Here is a 16,304-nt window from a genome sequence, read left to right as displayed (position 1 = left end):
AAGGAGCCATAGACGGCAAGACCCGCGCTGTTCGTAGCAGCGAGGGAGCCGGTTAGCTCTGTTCGGGTGGCGTGTCCATTCGCTCGCCGAGGAAGCTGCGGAGCCGCGTCGGGGCTCCGCGGTGGTGATGGAATTCGCCCTTCGAGGCGATGGTCAACTCGTGGGTCAGTAGCGCCTTGACCATGTCGTCCTGGTTGGGGTTGGCGTCCGTGTACGCCGCCAGTTCGTCCTGGATCCGGCGCATGTCCTTGCCCAGATCCCGCCATTCCCTCCATCTCGCGACGTACTCGCCGACGAGACGTCGGACCAGCGGATTGGCGAGCTGACCGGGCGGGCTGGTCAGCTCGTCGAAGGTCAGATCGAAGACCCTGCAGAAGCCGAGAGCCTCATCAAGGTTGACCCGGCGGCGAGGCTTCCCGCTCTCGATGCGCCAGATCGCGGACTGGTTGACCGGGTGGCCGGCATCAGCCATCCGCTCGGCGAGAGTGACCGTGCTCCATCCGCGCGCTTCGCGTTCGAGCTTGATGCGCTCCGCGACGTGCTCCTCGGCTGGAGGCCGGTCCGGCCCCGCGCGGGAGGCGCCTTCGTCACTGCTCATCACTGCACCTCCTTGCTGGGGCCCGACGGACCGGGGCGATGGTGAAAACTAAACACCATTCCGGAGCCAAATGCAACCGTTGCGCTTCCGAAAACGTCAGGTACTGTAGACGTCCGCCCTCGAACGGCGGTGAACGCAAAAAGCCCCCGACGCTACGAACGTCGGGGGCCAAGCACGAACTCTCGTAACCGCCCATCCCTGAACGATTGACCCGCGTGGCCTGGGATTCGCCGTCCCGTACGGCCCGCAAGTCGAGGAGCTCTATGCCCAGTATGGACGAACCCCGGCCGACCGCGCCACACATCGCGGGAACCGGCCGCCAGCCCACGGCCGGCGACCTCACCGCGGTTCCGCCGCACGACGTCGACGCCGAGGCCGCCGTGCTGGGGGCCTGCATGCACAAGGGCGCGGTGATCGACGAAGTGCGCCTGCTGCTCGACGCCGCCGACTTCTACCGCCCCGCGCACGAGACGGTCTGGCGTGCCATCCTCGCCCTGCACAGCGAAGACAAGCCGACCGACCCCATCGTCCTGTCGCACCAGCTGCGCGCCCAGGACGACTTGGAGCGGGTCGGCGGTGTGGTGTACGTCCACCAGCTCGCCGACGCTGTGCCCTCCGCCAGCAGCGCCGCCTACTACGCGGGCATCGTGCGCACGATGGCCGACCTCAGGCGTCTGCGCGCCTCCGGCATCCGGACCGCTCAGCAGGCGATGGAGCCGGGCGCCGATCCGGATGCCATCCGCAGCGAGGTGGAGGCAGAGGTCCAGGCGGAGCGCGAGCGTGCGCTCGCCTCGGGACAGGGCCGACTCTCCCGGTTCATCACCGACGGATGGCGCTTCGTCACCGAGACCGGCACTGACACCGAACCTCTCTGGGGCACTCGGGAGCAGACGGCCTGGTCGTCGGGAGAGAGCCTGATGATCGTCGGAGCGCCGGGGGTCGGGAAGACCACGCTGGCCCACCAGGTGATCCTCGCTCGTCTGGGCCTGTCGGACAGCGTCCTGGACATGCCGGTCGCATCGAGCCGACGGGTGCTTTACCTCGCGCTGGACCGGTACAAGCAGATCGCCCGCGCCATGGCCCGCATCGTCGGGCCCGAGCACGAGCAGCGCTTGCGCGACGGGCTCGCCGTCTGGCAGGGCCCCCTGCCCGCCAGTCTGGACAAGGAGCCCGACCTCCTCGCCGACCTCGCCGCAGCCCACCAGGCCGACACCATCGTGATCGACAGCCTCAAGGACGCGGTGAGCACGCTGGTCGACGACGCCCTCGGCGTCGCCTACAACAACGCCCGCCAGCGAGCGATCCGCAATGGCGTCGAGATCATGGAACTCCACCATCAGCGCAAGGCCACCGAGGGCGCTCCACGCGCCCAGAAGCCCACCCTGGACCGCGTCTACGGCTCCACCTGGCTCACCTCCGGCGCGGGCAGCGTTCTCTTCGTCTCCGGGGAGGCCGGCGACCTCGCCGTCACCCTGCACCACCTCAAAACCCCCACCGGCGAGATCGGCCCCCTACAGGTCATCCACGACCACGAACGCGGCATCTCGACGCTCGACCCCGCCCTCGACCCGGTCGCCATCCTGCGACAGCGCCCCGACGGCCTGACCGTGCGCGAACTCGCCATGATCCAAAGCGGCCAGAACAACCCCGAGCGCTCGGCCACCGAGAAAGCCAGGCGCACCCTGGACCGGCTCGTCAGGGCCGGACTCGCAGGCAAGGCCGAAGGCACCGCAGGCGGCACCGGAGGCGGCCAGCAAGCCCGCTACCGCGCCTCAGTCCGCCATATCGGCGCCGTCTCCTGACCTGATCGCCGAGCGCCGGGACCGTACACGAGGGCGTACACGCACCCCTCCCCCGCGCACCGGCGCACGCCTCACCGCAGGCGTACACGCCAAGAACGAAACCCCAGGTCAGACGATCACGCGATCGTTCACGCCGTACACGCACACCAGCGTTCACGCGTGAGCCCCCCTTTAGAAGGGGGCTCACGTGTACGCCCCCTGCGTGAACGCCGTGATCGCCTCCGCAGAACCACCCCGGAGAACCCGCATGACCACACCCGCCACGCCTCATGACACCGCCCAACAGGGCAACGCGATGCCCCACGCCGATCACGTCCAGGACGTGAAGCCACAAGCAACGGCCCAGCATGCCGCCGAGCGGTACGCCCTCGCCGCAGCCGGAACCGTCATCATCGCCCTCACCGCCGGCGGCTTCTGGCTCTCCTACGCACACCTCGCCCAAGTCGCCGGACAGCATGGCCTGGGAAGCTCCCCGGTCCGGCAATGGGCCTGGCCCGCGACCCTGGACGCCTTCATCGTCGCGGGCGAACTGCTCATGCTCCGCGCCGGCCTCCGCCGAGTGACCGACTGGTGGGCGGTCACCCTGACCGCTACCGGGTCGGTCGGATCCATTGCGCTCAACGTGGCCGGTGTCAGCGGCACGGGCAACGCGAGCGTCGTGCCCTTGCTCGACTACGTGGTCGCGGCGGTTCCCCCGACCGCAGCCCTACTGGCCTTCGGCGTGCTGATGCGGCAGATCCACCAACTGGTCGACCGGCCCCTCGACCGCCCGGCACTCAATTCCGCCGAGGCACCGGAACCGCGGGCCACGCCATCCGAACGCATCGCCAATCCGCAGGCAACCGACTCCAGCCGAACGCCGTCGCCCCGGATTTCGGAGGACCAGCCGCGTGGTGGGCGTCCGGTCAGCGCGACGGTCGAGGAACTGGTTGAGATCGGGCGGATCGCTGCGGCCGAGCAGCGCAAGCTCACACGGGGCATCGTGCAACAGGCCATACGGGCCAAGGGACACACGGTCGGCGGCCAGAGGCTGACCGAAGTCATGGAAGTCCTCCGGTCGGAACCCGGCATCGGTCGGAACGTCGGCTGATCGCCCGCCATCCCGGTGGCCGGAACTCCTACGGCCACCGGTCAAGCGGTCCCCGCCTCTCCGCCGCCCTCACTCATCCACACTCCCGCAGTCGTAGCCGTGGCCTCCGCACGCCACCACCCGGCCCACACCTTCCGGAGAGCTATCCGTGACCCACGACCCGAACCACACTGACGGCTCCATCGACGGGCCGCCGACACTGACGAAGTCGCCTACGTTGACGGAACGTTTGCGCCGGGCGTTCGGACGGACGGCTCCTGGCGGAGCCAGTAGTACCCCGAGTCCGACTCATGGCCGGTCTTCGGGGGTCTCCGCCCCAAGGGTGGCGGAGACGGCCCAGCGCCAGGGGGCGCCGGACCGGGAGGCCGGGGCCGAGGGCGGCCCCGACCAGGACGAGCTCCGTACCGTCCAGCAGCAGATCCTTCACCCCACGCCCACCGCCGAGCCGACGGCCGGCGAGCGCGATGTGCAGAGCGTCCAGCCGGCGATCCGCCGCTTCACCGGCACCAAGCGGACCGTCCGCGTCGGCCCGCTGCGCTTCACCGCCGACGAGCACGCCGCCCTCCAGGAGGCCGCCGCCGAGCACGGCTACAAGGGCGAATCCGGCTTCGCCGCCGACATCGTCCTCGCCTTCGTCACCGGCCGGTTCACCGCGAACCTTCCCCTGTCCGAGGACCGCCGCCGCACCCATATGTTCCGCGCCCAGGTGCTGCGCGAGCTCAACCGCATCGGCGTCAACGTCAACCAGATCGCCCGCGCGCTCAACAGCGACTTCACGCCGCCCGACATCCGTCAGCGCCTCGACGAACTCCGCCACCTGCTCGCCCTGATCGCCGAAGCCCTGCGCCGGCCCACTGACCCAACGGAGGTCTGACCGGATGATCGCCGCCATCAAACCGACCGGTGCCAACACCCGCGGCCTGCTCTCCTACCGCTACGGCCCAGGCCGACACGACGAACACCTCGACCCGCACCTGGTGACCGGCTACGCGATGCTCGGCTTGCCCGACCCCGGACGCGACGAGAACGCCACCCTCACCCAGCTTGCCCGCCACCTCGACGAGCCCGTACGCCTGCGGAACAGCGAGTTCGGCAAACCCGTCACCGACCACGTCTGGCACTGCCCCGTCCGCGCCGCCCCCGAGGACCGCAACCTCTCCGACACTGAGTGGGGCGAGATCGCCCAGCGCATCGTCCACGCAGCAGGCATCGCCCCTGACGGCGACGACCTGGCCTGCCGCTGGATCGCCGTACGCCACGCCGACGACCACATCCACATCCTCGCCACCACTGTCCGCGAAGACGGCCGCCGCCCCAAACTCCACGACAGCGGCATACGCGTCGGCGACGCCTGTCGCCAGATCGAGAAGGACTACGGGCTGCGCCGCCTGAAGAAGGGCGACCGCACCGCCGGGCATCGGCCTGCCCAGGCCGAGATGCACAAGGCCGAGCGCCTCGGCTGGGAGCAGACCAGCCGCCAGTGGCTACAGGACCGCATCCGCGCCGCCATCCCGCACGCCACCAGCGCCGAGGAACTCCTCGCCTACCTCGAAGCCGACGACATCCTGGTCAAGCCCCGCCGCGGCCCCTCAGGAGACCTCCTCGGCTACGCCGTCGGCCGACCCGGCGACTTGAACAAGGACGGCGAGCAGATCTACCACCCCGGCGGGAAGATCGCCCCCGACCTCACCCTGCCCAAACTCAAGGCCCGCCTTGAGAACGGCGCGCCTGAGGAACACCCCACAGCCCGCCGCGACCGACCCACCACTCCCTGGCATCAGGCCACCGAAGCCCTCGACACCCTCCGCCCAGAGACCACCACCACGAGCGCCGACGAGGACGCACGGACACAGGCGAACATCAGCGCTCTGGGCGAACTGATCGAAGCCACCGCCCAAGCAGCGCCCGCCGACCATTGCGCTCAACTGCGCTCAGCCAGTGCGGCATTCTCCCGGGCACAGCGGTCGCAGATCCGGGCCGAGGACCGTGCCGCCCACGCCCTGCGGACAGCGGCCCGCGACATCGCACACACCGCCACCGGCCCCGACGGCAGCGCCCTCGCAGCCCTGACCGCCGCACTCCTCTGGGCCGCCATCCTCGCTGCACGCTGGCACGAGGCCAAGGGCCACGCCCACCAGGCCGACGCTGCCCGCCAAGCCGTCCAGCACCTCCAGTCGGCAGCCGACGCCGCGCTCGCTCCGACGCTCACCGAACTCGAAGCCCGGCGCCCTGGTGAAGGGACCCGCCGCACTCTTGCCAACGACGTACGCGCAGCCGTCCCCGAACATGCCGAGCGGATCCTCGCCGACCCGGGCTGGCCCGGGCTGGCCACTGTCCTCGCCGACGCCGAAGCCAGCGGCCACAAACCCCACCAGCTCCTCAAGGAAGCGGCCGCCCGCCGAGAGCTCAGCACAGCCCGCCAACCGGCCCGCGTCCTGATCACCCGCATCCAGCACACCAGCCGCAACCCCGCGTCCAATCGGCGCGCCGAGGCAGCCCGGCTGCGAAGCATCAGCGCATCGGCCTTGGGCGCCCCTTCCCCCGCCGCCCAGCCGAGGACAACCGCAGCGCCCACGAGCCAGCCGAGCCGCCACCGACGCTGACCCGGTAGGAGTGTCAGATCCCCAGAGACCCGCCAGCAGCATCGGCGAGGGTCTCCTCAGGACGCCCGTGAGCCCCGGAAGCGTGGATCCGCGTCGGAGGGGCGCCTGCGCACCAATGGCTGGGCCGGTCACCACGCATGGTGACCGGTCCAGCCGTTGATACGCCCACTGTCCGTTCTCGGCCTCACTCCCGATGGAACATGCCGCCCCGCGCGCGATGCTTTCCAACGCGGCGTCCCTCAGGCTGCTCGGTCGTAGAAGCCGTGCTCACAGGTGGCGGGCGAGTCGGTTCATCGTGAAGGAGGAGTGATTGCCAGACCTGCTCCTGTAAGGCGCGGATGCACGGGCCGCAGGCGAACATCGCCGCCTGGGCACCCGCCACACTCACTGGGCCGATCCATAGAACACGGGTCCATCGTTGGCCGCAGTAGAGCCAGCAGAAGCCGTCAGTCCACGTATTGCCGTCGTCAGTGTCTGCCGCGGCGGGCAGACCGCCGCGGGCGAACTCGGCGATGCCGGGTATGACCCGAGGCGTCACGGCCAGTTCTATAAACACAGCCCGGTCCCCAAGATCACTCGCTCGGGACAGCTGCCCTGGCCGAAGCCTGCTTGTCGGCGTCGGTGAAGAGGAGCGTGGGCTCGGCCAGGATGTCCCTGCCGGCCTCGCTCTTGTAGATCTCGTCGACGCTGCCGAATCGTGCCTCGGTGTAGTCGAGGTCGAGCAGGGCGGCTGCCTGGCGGACCGATGCCTCGTCGGGTCCCTCGATCTCGACGAAGGTGGGGAGGTCCGGCCAGGTGTCGAAGTCGAAGGCGACTTCGCCCAGGCGCCACTCCTCGCGGTAGTTCTCCTGGTAGCGCACCTCGCGCAGGCCGACGTTGCGGAGGATCTCGGCCATGGCGTGCAGGTCGGACACCTCGGTCTCGATCTCGGTGGTGCCGTCGATCGTCGTGGAGTCGGTGACCTGCTTCAGCGTGAGCGTGGAGCGGGTGGCCTCGTCCCTCAGGCGGACCCAGGCGCCGCCTTCGAGTGCGTCGTTCTCGAAGATCTTCCGGGTGAGGAGGGTGCGCGGAAATGCCTGGACGGCTCCGAGCGCCGTCAGTTTGGCCTGGAGGCCGTCGACGTCGACGGCGAGGAACTTGGCCTCGTACTCGTGCTTCATAGGTCCTTCTTCCCGTAGCTCTAGGAGGGGGTGGCCGCACGGGCGGCGAGGAGAAGGCCCATGCGGTGGTTGTGATCCTGCAGTTGTCCGACGTGCGCCTGCTCGGTGAACTCGTTTGTCCGCAGGGTGAGCAGTACGTTCCAGTCCCCGATGAAGTAACGCCGGAGCTTCTCGGGGGATGTGTAGTGCTCCAGCACGTGGTGGCGTTGCGTGAGGGGCATCATGAACTCCGCGCCGAACAGACCGCCGGGTCGGACCAGGCGCTGCATGCGGTCGACGAACTCACCCAACGGCCGGTGGTGGTTGGCACTGTAATGCCACGAGCAGCTCGTCCAGACAGCGTCACAGGGGGCAGCATCGGGCTCGGAGGCGAGGAAGTCCTCCTCCACGACTCGGACACGGTCGTGAAGCCCTTCCTGCTTCAGCCGCTCGATCATGCCCATCGCGTGACCGGTTCTGCCACCCGGAAGTTGGACCTCGCCACCGTGGAGGGCGAGCGGGTCGCGCTCGATGGCGATGACGCGGTAGCCGGCCGCGGCCAGTGGCACGACGAGTCTGCCGTCGCTCGCCCCGATGACCGTCACGGTGGAGTCAGGCTCCGTACGCTCCTTCAGCGCGGCGAGGAACTGAGGGAAGAAGGTGAGGGTGTGCCGCCACATGCTGGGTGTCTGCACTGGCTTGCTCTCCTTGCGGGTCGGTGCTCAAGACGGCTCGGAGTACCTCGTCAGGGGTGAGACCGGTGGTGTTCACGCGGTGCATCGGGAACGAGGCATAGGCGTCGGTGATCTTGTCTGCGGTGATCTCGGCGAGGGCGTCCCACCGCGAGACAGGCTTGTCGCGCCTGGCGAGTCGGCGCTGACGCTCGTCCTCCGCGCAGACGAGGTGATAGGTGATGGGACGAGGGAGGCCCGGCGGCAGGGACACGGAGAGGTTGGCTCCGAAAGCGCGGTGGTTGGCCAGGCACCGCGCGAAGTAGCTTTCGACGACGACCGGGATGCCGGCGGACAGGTACCGCTGGATCTGATCGGTGGCGGTGAACAGGGCCGAGAGGTAGAAGCACATGCGTGACTCTGCGTTTCCCAGCCGGTCGATCTCCTGGCGCAGTGCCTGGTAGGCGGGCGGCACGGTCGGGACCAGTACCGCGCCATGGGCGGCTGCGAGCATGGGGGCGAGGGTGGATTTGCCGGTGCCGCGGAGTCCTTCGACGCTCTCGAATGACGCCGGGTCAGACACGTCCGTACACCACGTCCGGCACCGCGAGAGTGAGTTCGTCGGTGGCGGACGGCCGGTGGTCGATGTGGCCGGCGAGCTTGTCGTACCAGAAGGCGTGCGAGTCCTTGCCGACAGCCTTGCAGGACATGGTGAGCGCGCCGCGCGGGTCGGCCTCGATCCGCTCGATCTCCACAGGGCCTCCGGCCGGGAGGCAGGCGTCCGACGCACCGAGCTCGGACAGGTCCTCGTCGAGGATCACCTCGATGTCCAGCTCGGCCGAGGCCAGGCCCTCCCGCAGACGGGTGTAGGCCGTGGCGTCGTTGACGAGGAGCTCGGGGTGATCCGCTGCGTTGCCGACCGGCCGGAGGCAGTGGAGTTTCAGCTGCTCCACCCCGTAGTGCTGCAGTGTGCGGGCGAGCGGCAGGACCTCGTCGATGTTGCGCGAGGTGACCGTCATGGTCGCGCCGGCGCGGACGCCGAGCTGCTGAGCGATTTCGAGGGCGCTCAGGGCGCTCCGGTAGCTTCCGAACTTGCGGATCGTGTCGTTGGTCGTGCCGATGCCCTCCAGCGATACCCGGAGCAGGTCCAGGTCGGGGGCGATCTCGGTCAGCCGGCGCTCGATCCGGTAGCCGTTGGTGCAGATCTCTACCTGCATGCCCAGGTCCCGCTTGGCGTACCGGACGACCTGGGCGAGGTCCCGGTAGACGAACGGCTCGCCGCCTAGCAGGGTGACGGCCTCGGTGCCGTACTCGTCGCGCATCAGCGTCAGGAGGTTGACCGCCTCGTCCGTGGTGAAGGCGTCGGCGTGCTGGAGCCGTTGGCCGTGGAAGCAGTGCAGGCATTCGAAGTTGCAGCGGTAGAGCAGCTGCAGGTACAGCATCCGGATCCTGCGGATCCCGGTGACTTCGCTGATCACGAGGGCCTCCTTCGGGCGCTTGCCTGGTGGGAGACCTGATATTGGCGGGGTGGATACGGACCTCGTCACCGCGTATCGGGACGCTCCGAGGACGTCCTGGGACGTTTTCAGGGTGCGGAGAGCGCGTCCAGAATCCCGAGCACACGGCCGGTGTCCGTCAGATCGGGCAGGACCGTACGGGCACCGGCGTCTGCCAGCTCCTCGGCGCTGTGGACGCCGGAGGCGACCGCGATGATCTCGGAGCCCGTGGAGAGTGCGGCCTCCACGTCCCTCGGGGTGTCTCCGACCAGTACGACGGGCACGCCATCCGGGGCACCCCGCAGCCGCCTGGCACGCTCCCGGGCGACAGCGACCAGGTCGGGGCGCTGAAGGGCATCGGCCCCGTAGGCGCCAACTGGCAGGTCGAGGAGGGGATCAAGGCCGAAGGCCGCGACCTTCACGCGGGCGTTGGCCGCGATATTGCCGGTGAGCACCGATGACACCCAACTGCTGCGCACGGAGACCTCCTTCAGGACTTCCCGCACGCCGGGCAGGGCTGTCCCCCGCTGGCTGAGGGCGTGGAGACGCGCCTCCCCTGCGTCGGCAAGCGCCTTCTCGACCGCTGTCCAGTCCGGCTCGGCCAGGCCGTTCCGCTGGAACATGTCGCGCATGATCAGCCGGTCCGTACGCCCTTCCGTCCGCGCCGGCCCCGCGGGCTCCGCTCCTGCCAGGGCCGTGAAGGCGGCGGCGTAGATCTCCTTGCTGACCCCGGCGTTCTCGATGAGGGTGTGGTCGATGTCCCACAGGACGATGAGCTCCATGCATCCAGCGTAAATACAGCAGCCATGACCCCCTCCTTCCGTGGAACGTCCCGAAACGTCCTTGCCGCTCCTGACCAGTCTCGGCTTGGATGGCGCCTGTGAACGAGCGATTGCACTCCGTGCTCGCCCAGCGCGGCATCCCGCCCGAATCACTCGCCGAAGTCTGCGGGGTGGACCCCAAGACCGTTGGCCGGTGGCTCGGCGGGCGCGTTCCCCATCCTCGCCACCGCTTCCGCGTCGCCAGGCACTTACGGGTCGAGGAATTGTTCCTCTGGCCCGCACCGGTGCCGAGCACTCAGCAGCAGCTGGCAGGGCCAGGGCAGGAGCTGGTCGGGACCTACCAGAATCGGGCGAGCGTCCCGCGAGACACGTGGCTGTCGCTACTCAATGGCGCCCAGGAGCAGATCAGCGTCCTCGTCTTCTCCGGCACCTTCTTCGCCCAGTCCAACCCTCACGTCGCCAAGATGCTCGCCGAACGCGCATCAACCGGAGTGCGAGTTCGGCTCTGCTTCGGCGACTCGAAGGGCCAGGCCGCAGCAATCCGCGGCCACGAAGAAGGAATCGGCGACACACTCGCCGCCAAAATCCGCGCCTCCCTCACCTACTACCGGCCCCTGTTGTCCGAGGCCGGCTGCGAGGTGAGGCTGCACGACACCACGCTGTACACCTCCATGTTCCGGTACGACGATGACCTTCTGATCAACCCGCACGTCTGGGGCCAGCCGGCCAGCGCCAACCCCCTCCTCCATCTCCGCAGAGCAGACACGGCGGGCTGGTTCGACAACTACGCTCAGAGTTTCGAAGCTGTCTGGGCCACCGCACGGCCCTGGACACCAGACCAGGAGGAGCCCTCGCCACATGGGCAGGACTGAGTACTACAACGACCCCAAGGCCCCCAAGGCGAACACGCTCATCCCCGCCAATAACCTGCTCGTCGTCGACGACGACGGCGCCATACTGCTCCAACGCCGCCGGGACACCGGCCAGTGGGCCCTGCCCGGAGGAGCCCAGGACATCGGCGAGACGGCGGCCCAGTGCGCCGTGCGGGAATGCATGGAAGAGACCGGGATCATCGCCGAGGTCACGGGGTTCTTGGGGGTCTACACGAACCCGAACCACATCGTGGCCTACACCGACGGCGAGATCCGCCAGCAGTACGAGAACACCTACATCGGCCGCCCCGTAGGCGGCGAGCCCACAATCAACGACGAGGCCGACGGTGTCCGCTACGTCCAGCCGAGCGACCTGGACCAGTACGACATCCACCCCAGCATGCGCCAACAGATCGGCGACTTTCTCGCAGGCACGTACCCCTATCTGGGCTGAGCCGCCAGCGCTGCTTCTACCCGTCCCACGGCCGCAAGGATGTCCGGCGACGCTCGACGGATGAACCGTCCCACCAGGCTGTCGGACCCGTACCGGCCGGTAATTTCGGCCAACCGAGCATCGACCGTGGTGACCTTGCCATCGGGCGTGGTCGTCATGTCGCAGTACACGACTGCATCCACAAGGCGCTGGTCGTCGACGAGTGGAAACTCCTCTTCCAGCACCTCCCGCAATCCCCGTTCTTCTGCTTCCAGCAAGGCACACGAGTGGTTGGCCACGAGACGAACCAGCTGTTCGTCCGCAGCATGGATGCCGCGAAGGAAGCGGGCGCCATCCAGCGGATGAAATCCAGTGATGGCCAAGCGTGGCGCGTAACCCACGTCGTGCAGCACCGCAGCAGCGATCAACAGGTCCGCCTCATCTCCGACGACCTCCGCCAGTTCGCCCGCGCGCCGTCCGACCCCTTGCGAGTGCGCCCATCGACGAGGAAGCGATTCACGTAGCTCCACTTCGGCCACCGAGCATGCCCACTTCGCCATCGATCTGTTCATGCTCCGCCGCCGTTCATCGTGCGCCGGAGGGAGGCAGGTTGAGCCCACCGGTGGACAGCTCCTTGCGCATCAGGTCCCGGTAGCTCCGGCTCTCATACTCAAGGAGGGCCAACGCCTCCTCCTCGCTCGTCTTCCCCGTCGCCACGTACACCTCGACAGCAGCCACCCGAGCCCTGAGCGATTGCTCCTCCAGAAACGCCACCACCTGGGAAGCACTCGCCCCGGGGTGGATCTCCAACCAGGTGGCCGCCAACTGATGGCCAAACTCAAGTGTCATGGCGTTGGTGATGACTGCGTGGTCTTGGGCTGCATTTCGACGAGACACAAGTCCCACCATGGCAACACGAGCACGGCCGCGCAGCTACTTGTCACAAGATGGCCTCTTGAACGTCATGTCGGCCTGAGGTAGGTCAGCTCTTCTATTTCCTCCTGGTGATAGAGCTCGCGGCCCTGCTCCCAGATGAACCTACGCCGCAGGGAGACGGGCCAGCCGGCAGTGTGGGTGACGAGGGTGTCGCGGACCTGCGAGGCGCCGATCAGGTGGATGAGCCGGGTGTAGCGGGTGGCCCGGTCGACCGGCGTCCCGATCGCGGATCCCTGCCTCTTACCGACAAGAGGATCACCTTCCCAGTACCCGACCAGCCCGCGGTCCTCCGCCTTCCCAGGGACGGGGGTAAACCGGTCGCATGTTCGGGATTGCGTTCTTGGTGGGCAGGCCCCGGCGCTCCCTCTTTCGCGGGACCCGCGTCAGACGGGGGCGTTTGTCGAGCAGTCCGTTGCGGGGGGCGGCACAGGAGCGAGCGGTACCAGCGGTCGCCGACAGCCAGGCGGCGGGCGGTACAAAAAGTTGGAGAAAAGTCCCGCCACGAAATGTGATTCACATAATTCCCGTCGTATGACGGAGAGTTGAGCTCCTGCGAAGCGCCCTTCGCAGGCTCGCGCGTGTAGAGTTGGAGCCATCGAGGCCCGGAGATCCGGGTTTCGCGTGTGGTGCCGGGTGAACGGGCATGCCCCGTGCGGCATCGTGCACAGCAGGTGTGAGACCCATGCACAGCCGCACCGCCCAACCGGGCGCCAACCAAGCAAGGCGGTGCGGCCCAACCGTCCCTTCACAGGGACAGAAGGGCAATCCCTTATGAGAACTGCCAACGTCCATCATGCCTGGACCTGGCCTCCGCAAGCCAGGAAGACAATGGTGACGCTTGTCGTGATCATTGTCGTAGGCTCGGCCGCGGCTGCCATGACAGGACACGGACCGGCCGCCCTGGCCGCTGTCACCCTGGCCATGCTCGCCGTTGCTGCGGAGGAACTTCTGCGCGCGGCTCTGCGGTACTGGCTGCGCGCCGTTTGATCCACGACGACATACGAAGGACGGGTCGAGCTGTGCACAGAAGCCGTAGATCCATGACTCCGCAAAACGCTTGGGGCGACGCCCAAGACGAGCGGATTCCTTTGGGGCACCTGAGCAGCGTGACAGCCGGCCCGTCCGGGTCTCTGTTGGAACACCTACACGAGGGTCCGGACGGAGTACCGGTCATCGCGCCGCCGGATATCACAGAACACTTCACCGTGGACGCCCGGCGGGTTCGCCGGGTGCCCTCAAGCCAGGCTGAACGACTTGCCCGATTCACACTGCGCGCGGGCGACCTTGTCGTCGTGCGGCAGGGAACACTCGGTCGGCTGGCCCTGATCAGGTCCGAACACACTGGCTGGTTCTACAGCTCTTCCTGCCTACGCGTACGGCCACATCATGATGTGGTGCTGCCTGCGTATCTGGCCGCGTACCTGACACACCCTCCTGTGCGTCGAGACCTGTTGAGTCAGGCGCTTCCCGGCACCGTTCCCTCTCTCAATTCGACGATGCTGAAACAGCTCCCAGTCGCCGTGGTCCCCCTGGAGCGCCAGCAAGCTGTCGTCGAAGCTCTCGCCGACATCGATGAGCAGGTCAGGATTCAGCGGGAGATGGCAGCACGTCTGGAGGCACTTCGCCCTTCTGTCTTCGATGAGATGACGAACAGGCGGTCTCACCAGTGAACGAGACCCGTGTCGGGCCACTGACTACCGAGGCGCTTGAGAGGCTCCTTACACAGGCCGCCGAAATGTTGCGTGGTGATCTGCGAGCCCCGGATTACGACGAGGTCATCGCGCCGCTACTCGTTCTCAAGAGAGCGTCAGACCAGCCCGGACTGCTATCAGTTCCAGATCTCGCCCGTTGGCCCCACGTCGTTGCACACCACCCCCGTGAACTGGGAGAGGTACTTAACAGAGCACTATGGGCACTGGAGGAGAGCAATCCCGGACAGCTGAAGGGGCTCTTCGACCGCGTCGACTTCAACAGGCGGATCCCCAGTCCATCCACGCTCCAACGGTTGATCTCCCACTTCGATCCGCTGCGACTCAGTGACGACCACCTCGAGTTCGCTGATGTACTCGGCCGTGCCTACGACGGCTTTCTCAGCTCCGTATCCTTGTCCGACAGACGAAGCAGCGAGTTCTACACCCCACGTGCCGTATGCAGCCTTCTTGCGGAACTTGTGCAACCACAGGCGGGGCAGTCTGTCTACGATCCGTGTGCGGGCTCGGGCGGCATGCTCCTCCAAGCGGCGCACTACGTGGAACAGCATGACGGGAGCGAAGCGGATCTCGCCCTGTACGGACAGGAAAAGAACAACGCAGCATGGTTCAACGGCACACTGAACCTATTCCTGCACGGAATCAAAGACACGTCCGTATCCGTCGGTGACTGCCTGGTCGACCCTCTCCTCGAAAATGGAAATGTTAGACAATTCGACCGCGCACTAGCGGCGCCACCGTTCTCGATGAAGTACGTCCGGCAAGAGGTCGGTTCCCCAGAGCGAATGAAGTATGGCTGGACACCAAGCGCGAATGCCGACCTGATGTTTGTCCAGCACGTACTCGCCGCTCTCCGTCCCGATGGCGTCGGAGCTGTGGTCGTTCCGCACGGAGTGCTCTTCCGGGGCGGCGCGGAGGCCGAGATCCGCCGAGGGATCATCGAGGACGGTCGCCTCGAAGCAGTCATCGGAATCGGGCCAAACGTCTTCCACAACACAGGCATTCCTGCCTGCATCCTGGTGTTGAGGGGGGCCCAGGGTCTACCCGGGAACCGGCGAGGCAGCGCTCTCTTCATCAACGCCGAGCACGAAGTAACCTCAGGCCGCGCAAAGAACCGGCTGGAGCCACAGCACGTAGAGAGAATCGTCGAGTCGTTCCAAGGTTGGGAAGACATCCCTGGCTTCGCGAGGGTCGTTTCAGTGGACGACATCTCGACCCATGACTTCAACCTCAACATCCGTCGTTACGTCGACACCGACCTATCTGAGGAACCCCTACTCGATGTCCGTGCTGCGCTGACAGGCGGCGTCCCGAAGGAAGAAATCGTCCCGGCAGGAGATAAGTTCGGCGCCTTCGGGATCGATCTCGACGACCTGTTCCAACCTAACGGGTCCCACTATGCGGACTTCCTCGAGGAGGGCTACGAGGCAACCGCGGCCCGCATCCCGGAATTGGCTGCTGATCTGGAACACAATTTCATCTTCTGCTCCAGAAACTGGTGGCGACAGCAGGAGCACCTATTCGCCGAGGTGGCCGGCACAAATCGGCTGTTCACCTCCGCTCTGCGATCTCAACTTCGCTCATCATTCTGTGCGGACCTGATGCCAATGGGAATCTTGGACGAGCATCAATTGACCGGTGTCCTCGCGTCGTGGTGGTCGGACCATGAGGACGACCTCAGAAGCCTCAACCAGCGCGGCTTTGCGGGTGTAATCGACCGATGGGAAACTACCCGCCCGAGCTGGTTGGGGACCTCTCACGTCACCTTCGAGTCCGGGAACGCTTGCGTACTCGATGCCCTTGGGGATGACCTCTGCTCACGCATCAGGCAGCTCGTCGTCATGGAACGGCAGAGTCTGGTCGAGAAGTACCTCTCATGGGGCGACCGATATGCGACCTCATTGGCCGACCTTGAGCGACGCTACGAAACTGCAGCAGCTCGACTCAAAGCTCGCATGGCAGCCCTCGGCCATATGTGAGCGCACAGGGAGGTCATCGCCCCGCCTTGGTCTCAGTTCTGGTCTCATTCGTCACCGTCCAGCACTGTCCACCACCAGCCCAATGTCCGACTCCGCCGCAGGCCAGAACACCCCCGGGTGCTGCCGAACCCCCAGACGAACATTTGGAAAGCGTGTTGGGGGCAACCCCTCACGAGTTCGAATCTCGTATCCTC

The 16,304-nt window shown here is 66.9% G+C and carries 16 protein-coding genes; 8 read left to right on the top strand and 8 right to left on the bottom strand.

Going from position 1 to position 16,304, the window contains the following annotated elements; genetic code table 11:
* Positions 1-52: 52 nt before the first annotated feature.
* Entirely contained in the window at positions 53-598 is a 546-nt protein-coding gene (locus tag ACIBJC_RS26760; protein ID WP_399296616.1) for a helix-turn-helix transcriptional regulator, read from the bottom strand.
* Between the two features lie 272 nt (positions 599-870).
* On the opposite strand from ACIBJC_RS26760, the gene ACIBJC_RS26755 reads away from it, so the two are divergent.
* From ACIBJC_RS26755 to ACIBJC_RS26740, 4 genes are all read left to right on the top strand, one after another.
* Complete coding sequence (locus ACIBJC_RS26755; RefSeq protein WP_399296809.1) at positions 871-2,400, top strand: DnaB-like helicase N-terminal domain-containing protein; 1,530 nt, start codon at positions 871-873, stop codon at positions 2,398-2,400.
* 247 nt (positions 2,401-2,647) lie between these two features.
* The gene (locus tag ACIBJC_RS26750; protein ID WP_399296614.1) at positions 2,648-3,490 is read left to right on the top strand and encodes a DUF2637 domain-containing protein; all 843 of its coding nucleotides are present in this window, start codon (positions 2,648-2,650) and stop codon (positions 3,488-3,490) included.
* A 322-nt stretch (positions 3,491-3,812) separates the two neighbouring features.
* Positions 3,813-4,364, top strand: coding sequence for a MobC family plasmid mobilization relaxosome protein (locus tag ACIBJC_RS26745; protein WP_399296612.1), 552 nt, complete (start codon positions 3,813-3,815; stop codon positions 4,362-4,364).
* A gap of 4 nt (positions 4,365-4,368) precedes the next feature.
* Entirely contained in the window at positions 4,369-6,093 is a 1,725-nt protein-coding gene (locus ACIBJC_RS26740) for a relaxase/mobilization nuclease domain-containing protein (protein WP_399296610.1), read from the top strand.
* Positions 6,094-6,665: 572 nt separating this feature from the next.
* Here the strand turns inward: ACIBJC_RS26740 and ACIBJC_RS26735 are convergent.
* The 5 genes from ACIBJC_RS26735 to ACIBJC_RS26715 all read right to left on the bottom strand — a co-directional run bounded on the left by ACIBJC_RS26735 (position 6,666) and on the right by ACIBJC_RS26715 (position 10,181).
* Positions 6,666-7,253, bottom strand: coding sequence for a class IV adenylate cyclase (locus ACIBJC_RS26735; RefSeq protein WP_399296608.1), 588 nt, complete (start codon positions 7,251-7,253; stop codon positions 6,666-6,668).
* A 20-nt stretch (positions 7,254-7,273) separates the two neighbouring features.
* Positions 7,274-7,927 (bottom strand): class I SAM-dependent methyltransferase, encoded by a 654-nt coding sequence (locus ACIBJC_RS26730; protein WP_399296606.1) that lies wholly within the window; start codon positions 7,925-7,927, stop codon positions 7,274-7,276.
* Positions 7,845-8,417 (bottom strand): hypothetical protein, encoded by a 573-nt coding sequence (locus tag ACIBJC_RS26725; RefSeq protein WP_399296604.1) that lies wholly within the window; start codon positions 8,415-8,417, stop codon positions 7,845-7,847. Before ACIBJC_RS26725 ends, ACIBJC_RS26730 begins: the two co-directional genes overlap by 83 nt.
* A 61-nt stretch (positions 8,418-8,478) precedes the next feature.
* A complete protein-coding gene (locus ACIBJC_RS26720; RefSeq protein ID WP_399296602.1) occupies positions 8,479-9,381 on the bottom strand; it encodes a radical SAM protein in 903 nt (300 codons plus the stop codon).
* Between the two features lie 107 nt (positions 9,382-9,488).
* Positions 9,489-10,181: an HAD family hydrolase gene (locus ACIBJC_RS26715; RefSeq protein ID WP_399296600.1), complete on the bottom strand. Its 693-nt coding sequence runs from the start codon at positions 10,179-10,181 to the stop codon at positions 9,489-9,491.
* Between the two features lie 98 nt (positions 10,182-10,279).
* Between ACIBJC_RS26715 and ACIBJC_RS26710 the strand changes: the two genes are divergently transcribed.
* Together ACIBJC_RS26710 and ACIBJC_RS26705 are read left to right on the top strand one after the other, a co-directional pair.
* The gene (locus tag ACIBJC_RS26710; protein ID WP_399296598.1) at positions 10,280-11,053 is read left to right on the top strand and encodes an XRE family transcriptional regulator; all 774 of its coding nucleotides are present in this window, start codon (positions 10,280-10,282) and stop codon (positions 11,051-11,053) included.
* Positions 11,040-11,507 carry an NUDIX hydrolase gene (locus tag ACIBJC_RS26705; RefSeq protein ID WP_399296596.1) on the top strand — a complete coding sequence of 156 codons (468 nt, stop codon included), beginning with the start codon at positions 11,040-11,042 and terminating at the stop codon, positions 11,505-11,507. The genes ACIBJC_RS26710 and ACIBJC_RS26705 overlap by 14 nt, the downstream gene beginning before the upstream one ends.
* Here the strand turns inward: ACIBJC_RS26705 and ACIBJC_RS26700 are convergent.
* Both ACIBJC_RS26700 and ACIBJC_RS26695 read right to left on the bottom strand, forming a co-directional pair.
* Complete coding sequence (locus ACIBJC_RS26700; RefSeq protein ID WP_398604646.1) at positions 11,495-12,058, bottom strand: HD domain-containing protein; 564 nt, start codon at positions 12,056-12,058, stop codon at positions 11,495-11,497. The two genes, ACIBJC_RS26705 and ACIBJC_RS26700, sit on opposite strands and share 13 nt — an antisense overlap.
* A 13-nt stretch (positions 12,059-12,071) precedes the next feature.
* A complete protein-coding gene (locus ACIBJC_RS26695) occupies positions 12,072-12,335 on the bottom strand; it encodes a hypothetical protein (protein WP_250306334.1) in 264 nt (87 codons plus the stop codon).
* 1,127 nt (positions 12,336-13,462) lie between these two features.
* Between ACIBJC_RS26695 and ACIBJC_RS26690 the strand changes: the two genes are divergently transcribed.
* Both ACIBJC_RS26690 and ACIBJC_RS26685 read left to right on the top strand, forming a co-directional pair.
* Positions 13,463-14,092: a restriction endonuclease subunit S gene (locus ACIBJC_RS26690; protein WP_399296593.1), complete on the top strand. Its 630-nt coding sequence runs from the start codon at positions 13,463-13,465 to the stop codon at positions 14,090-14,092.
* Entirely contained in the window at positions 14,089-16,110 is a 2,022-nt protein-coding gene (locus tag ACIBJC_RS26685) for an N-6 DNA methylase (RefSeq protein ID WP_399296591.1), read from the top strand. The genes ACIBJC_RS26690 and ACIBJC_RS26685 overlap by 4 nt, the downstream gene beginning before the upstream one ends.
* Positions 16,111-16,304 lie beyond the last annotated feature (194 nt).

Origin of the sequence: Streptomyces sp. NPDC050509, assembly GCF_044457965.1 — a bacterium.
In the GTDB taxonomy this organism is placed as follows: Bacteria; Actinomycetota; Actinomycetes; order Streptomycetales; family Streptomycetaceae; genus Streptomyces.
This window is presented reverse-complemented; position numbering and strand designations above follow the sequence as displayed.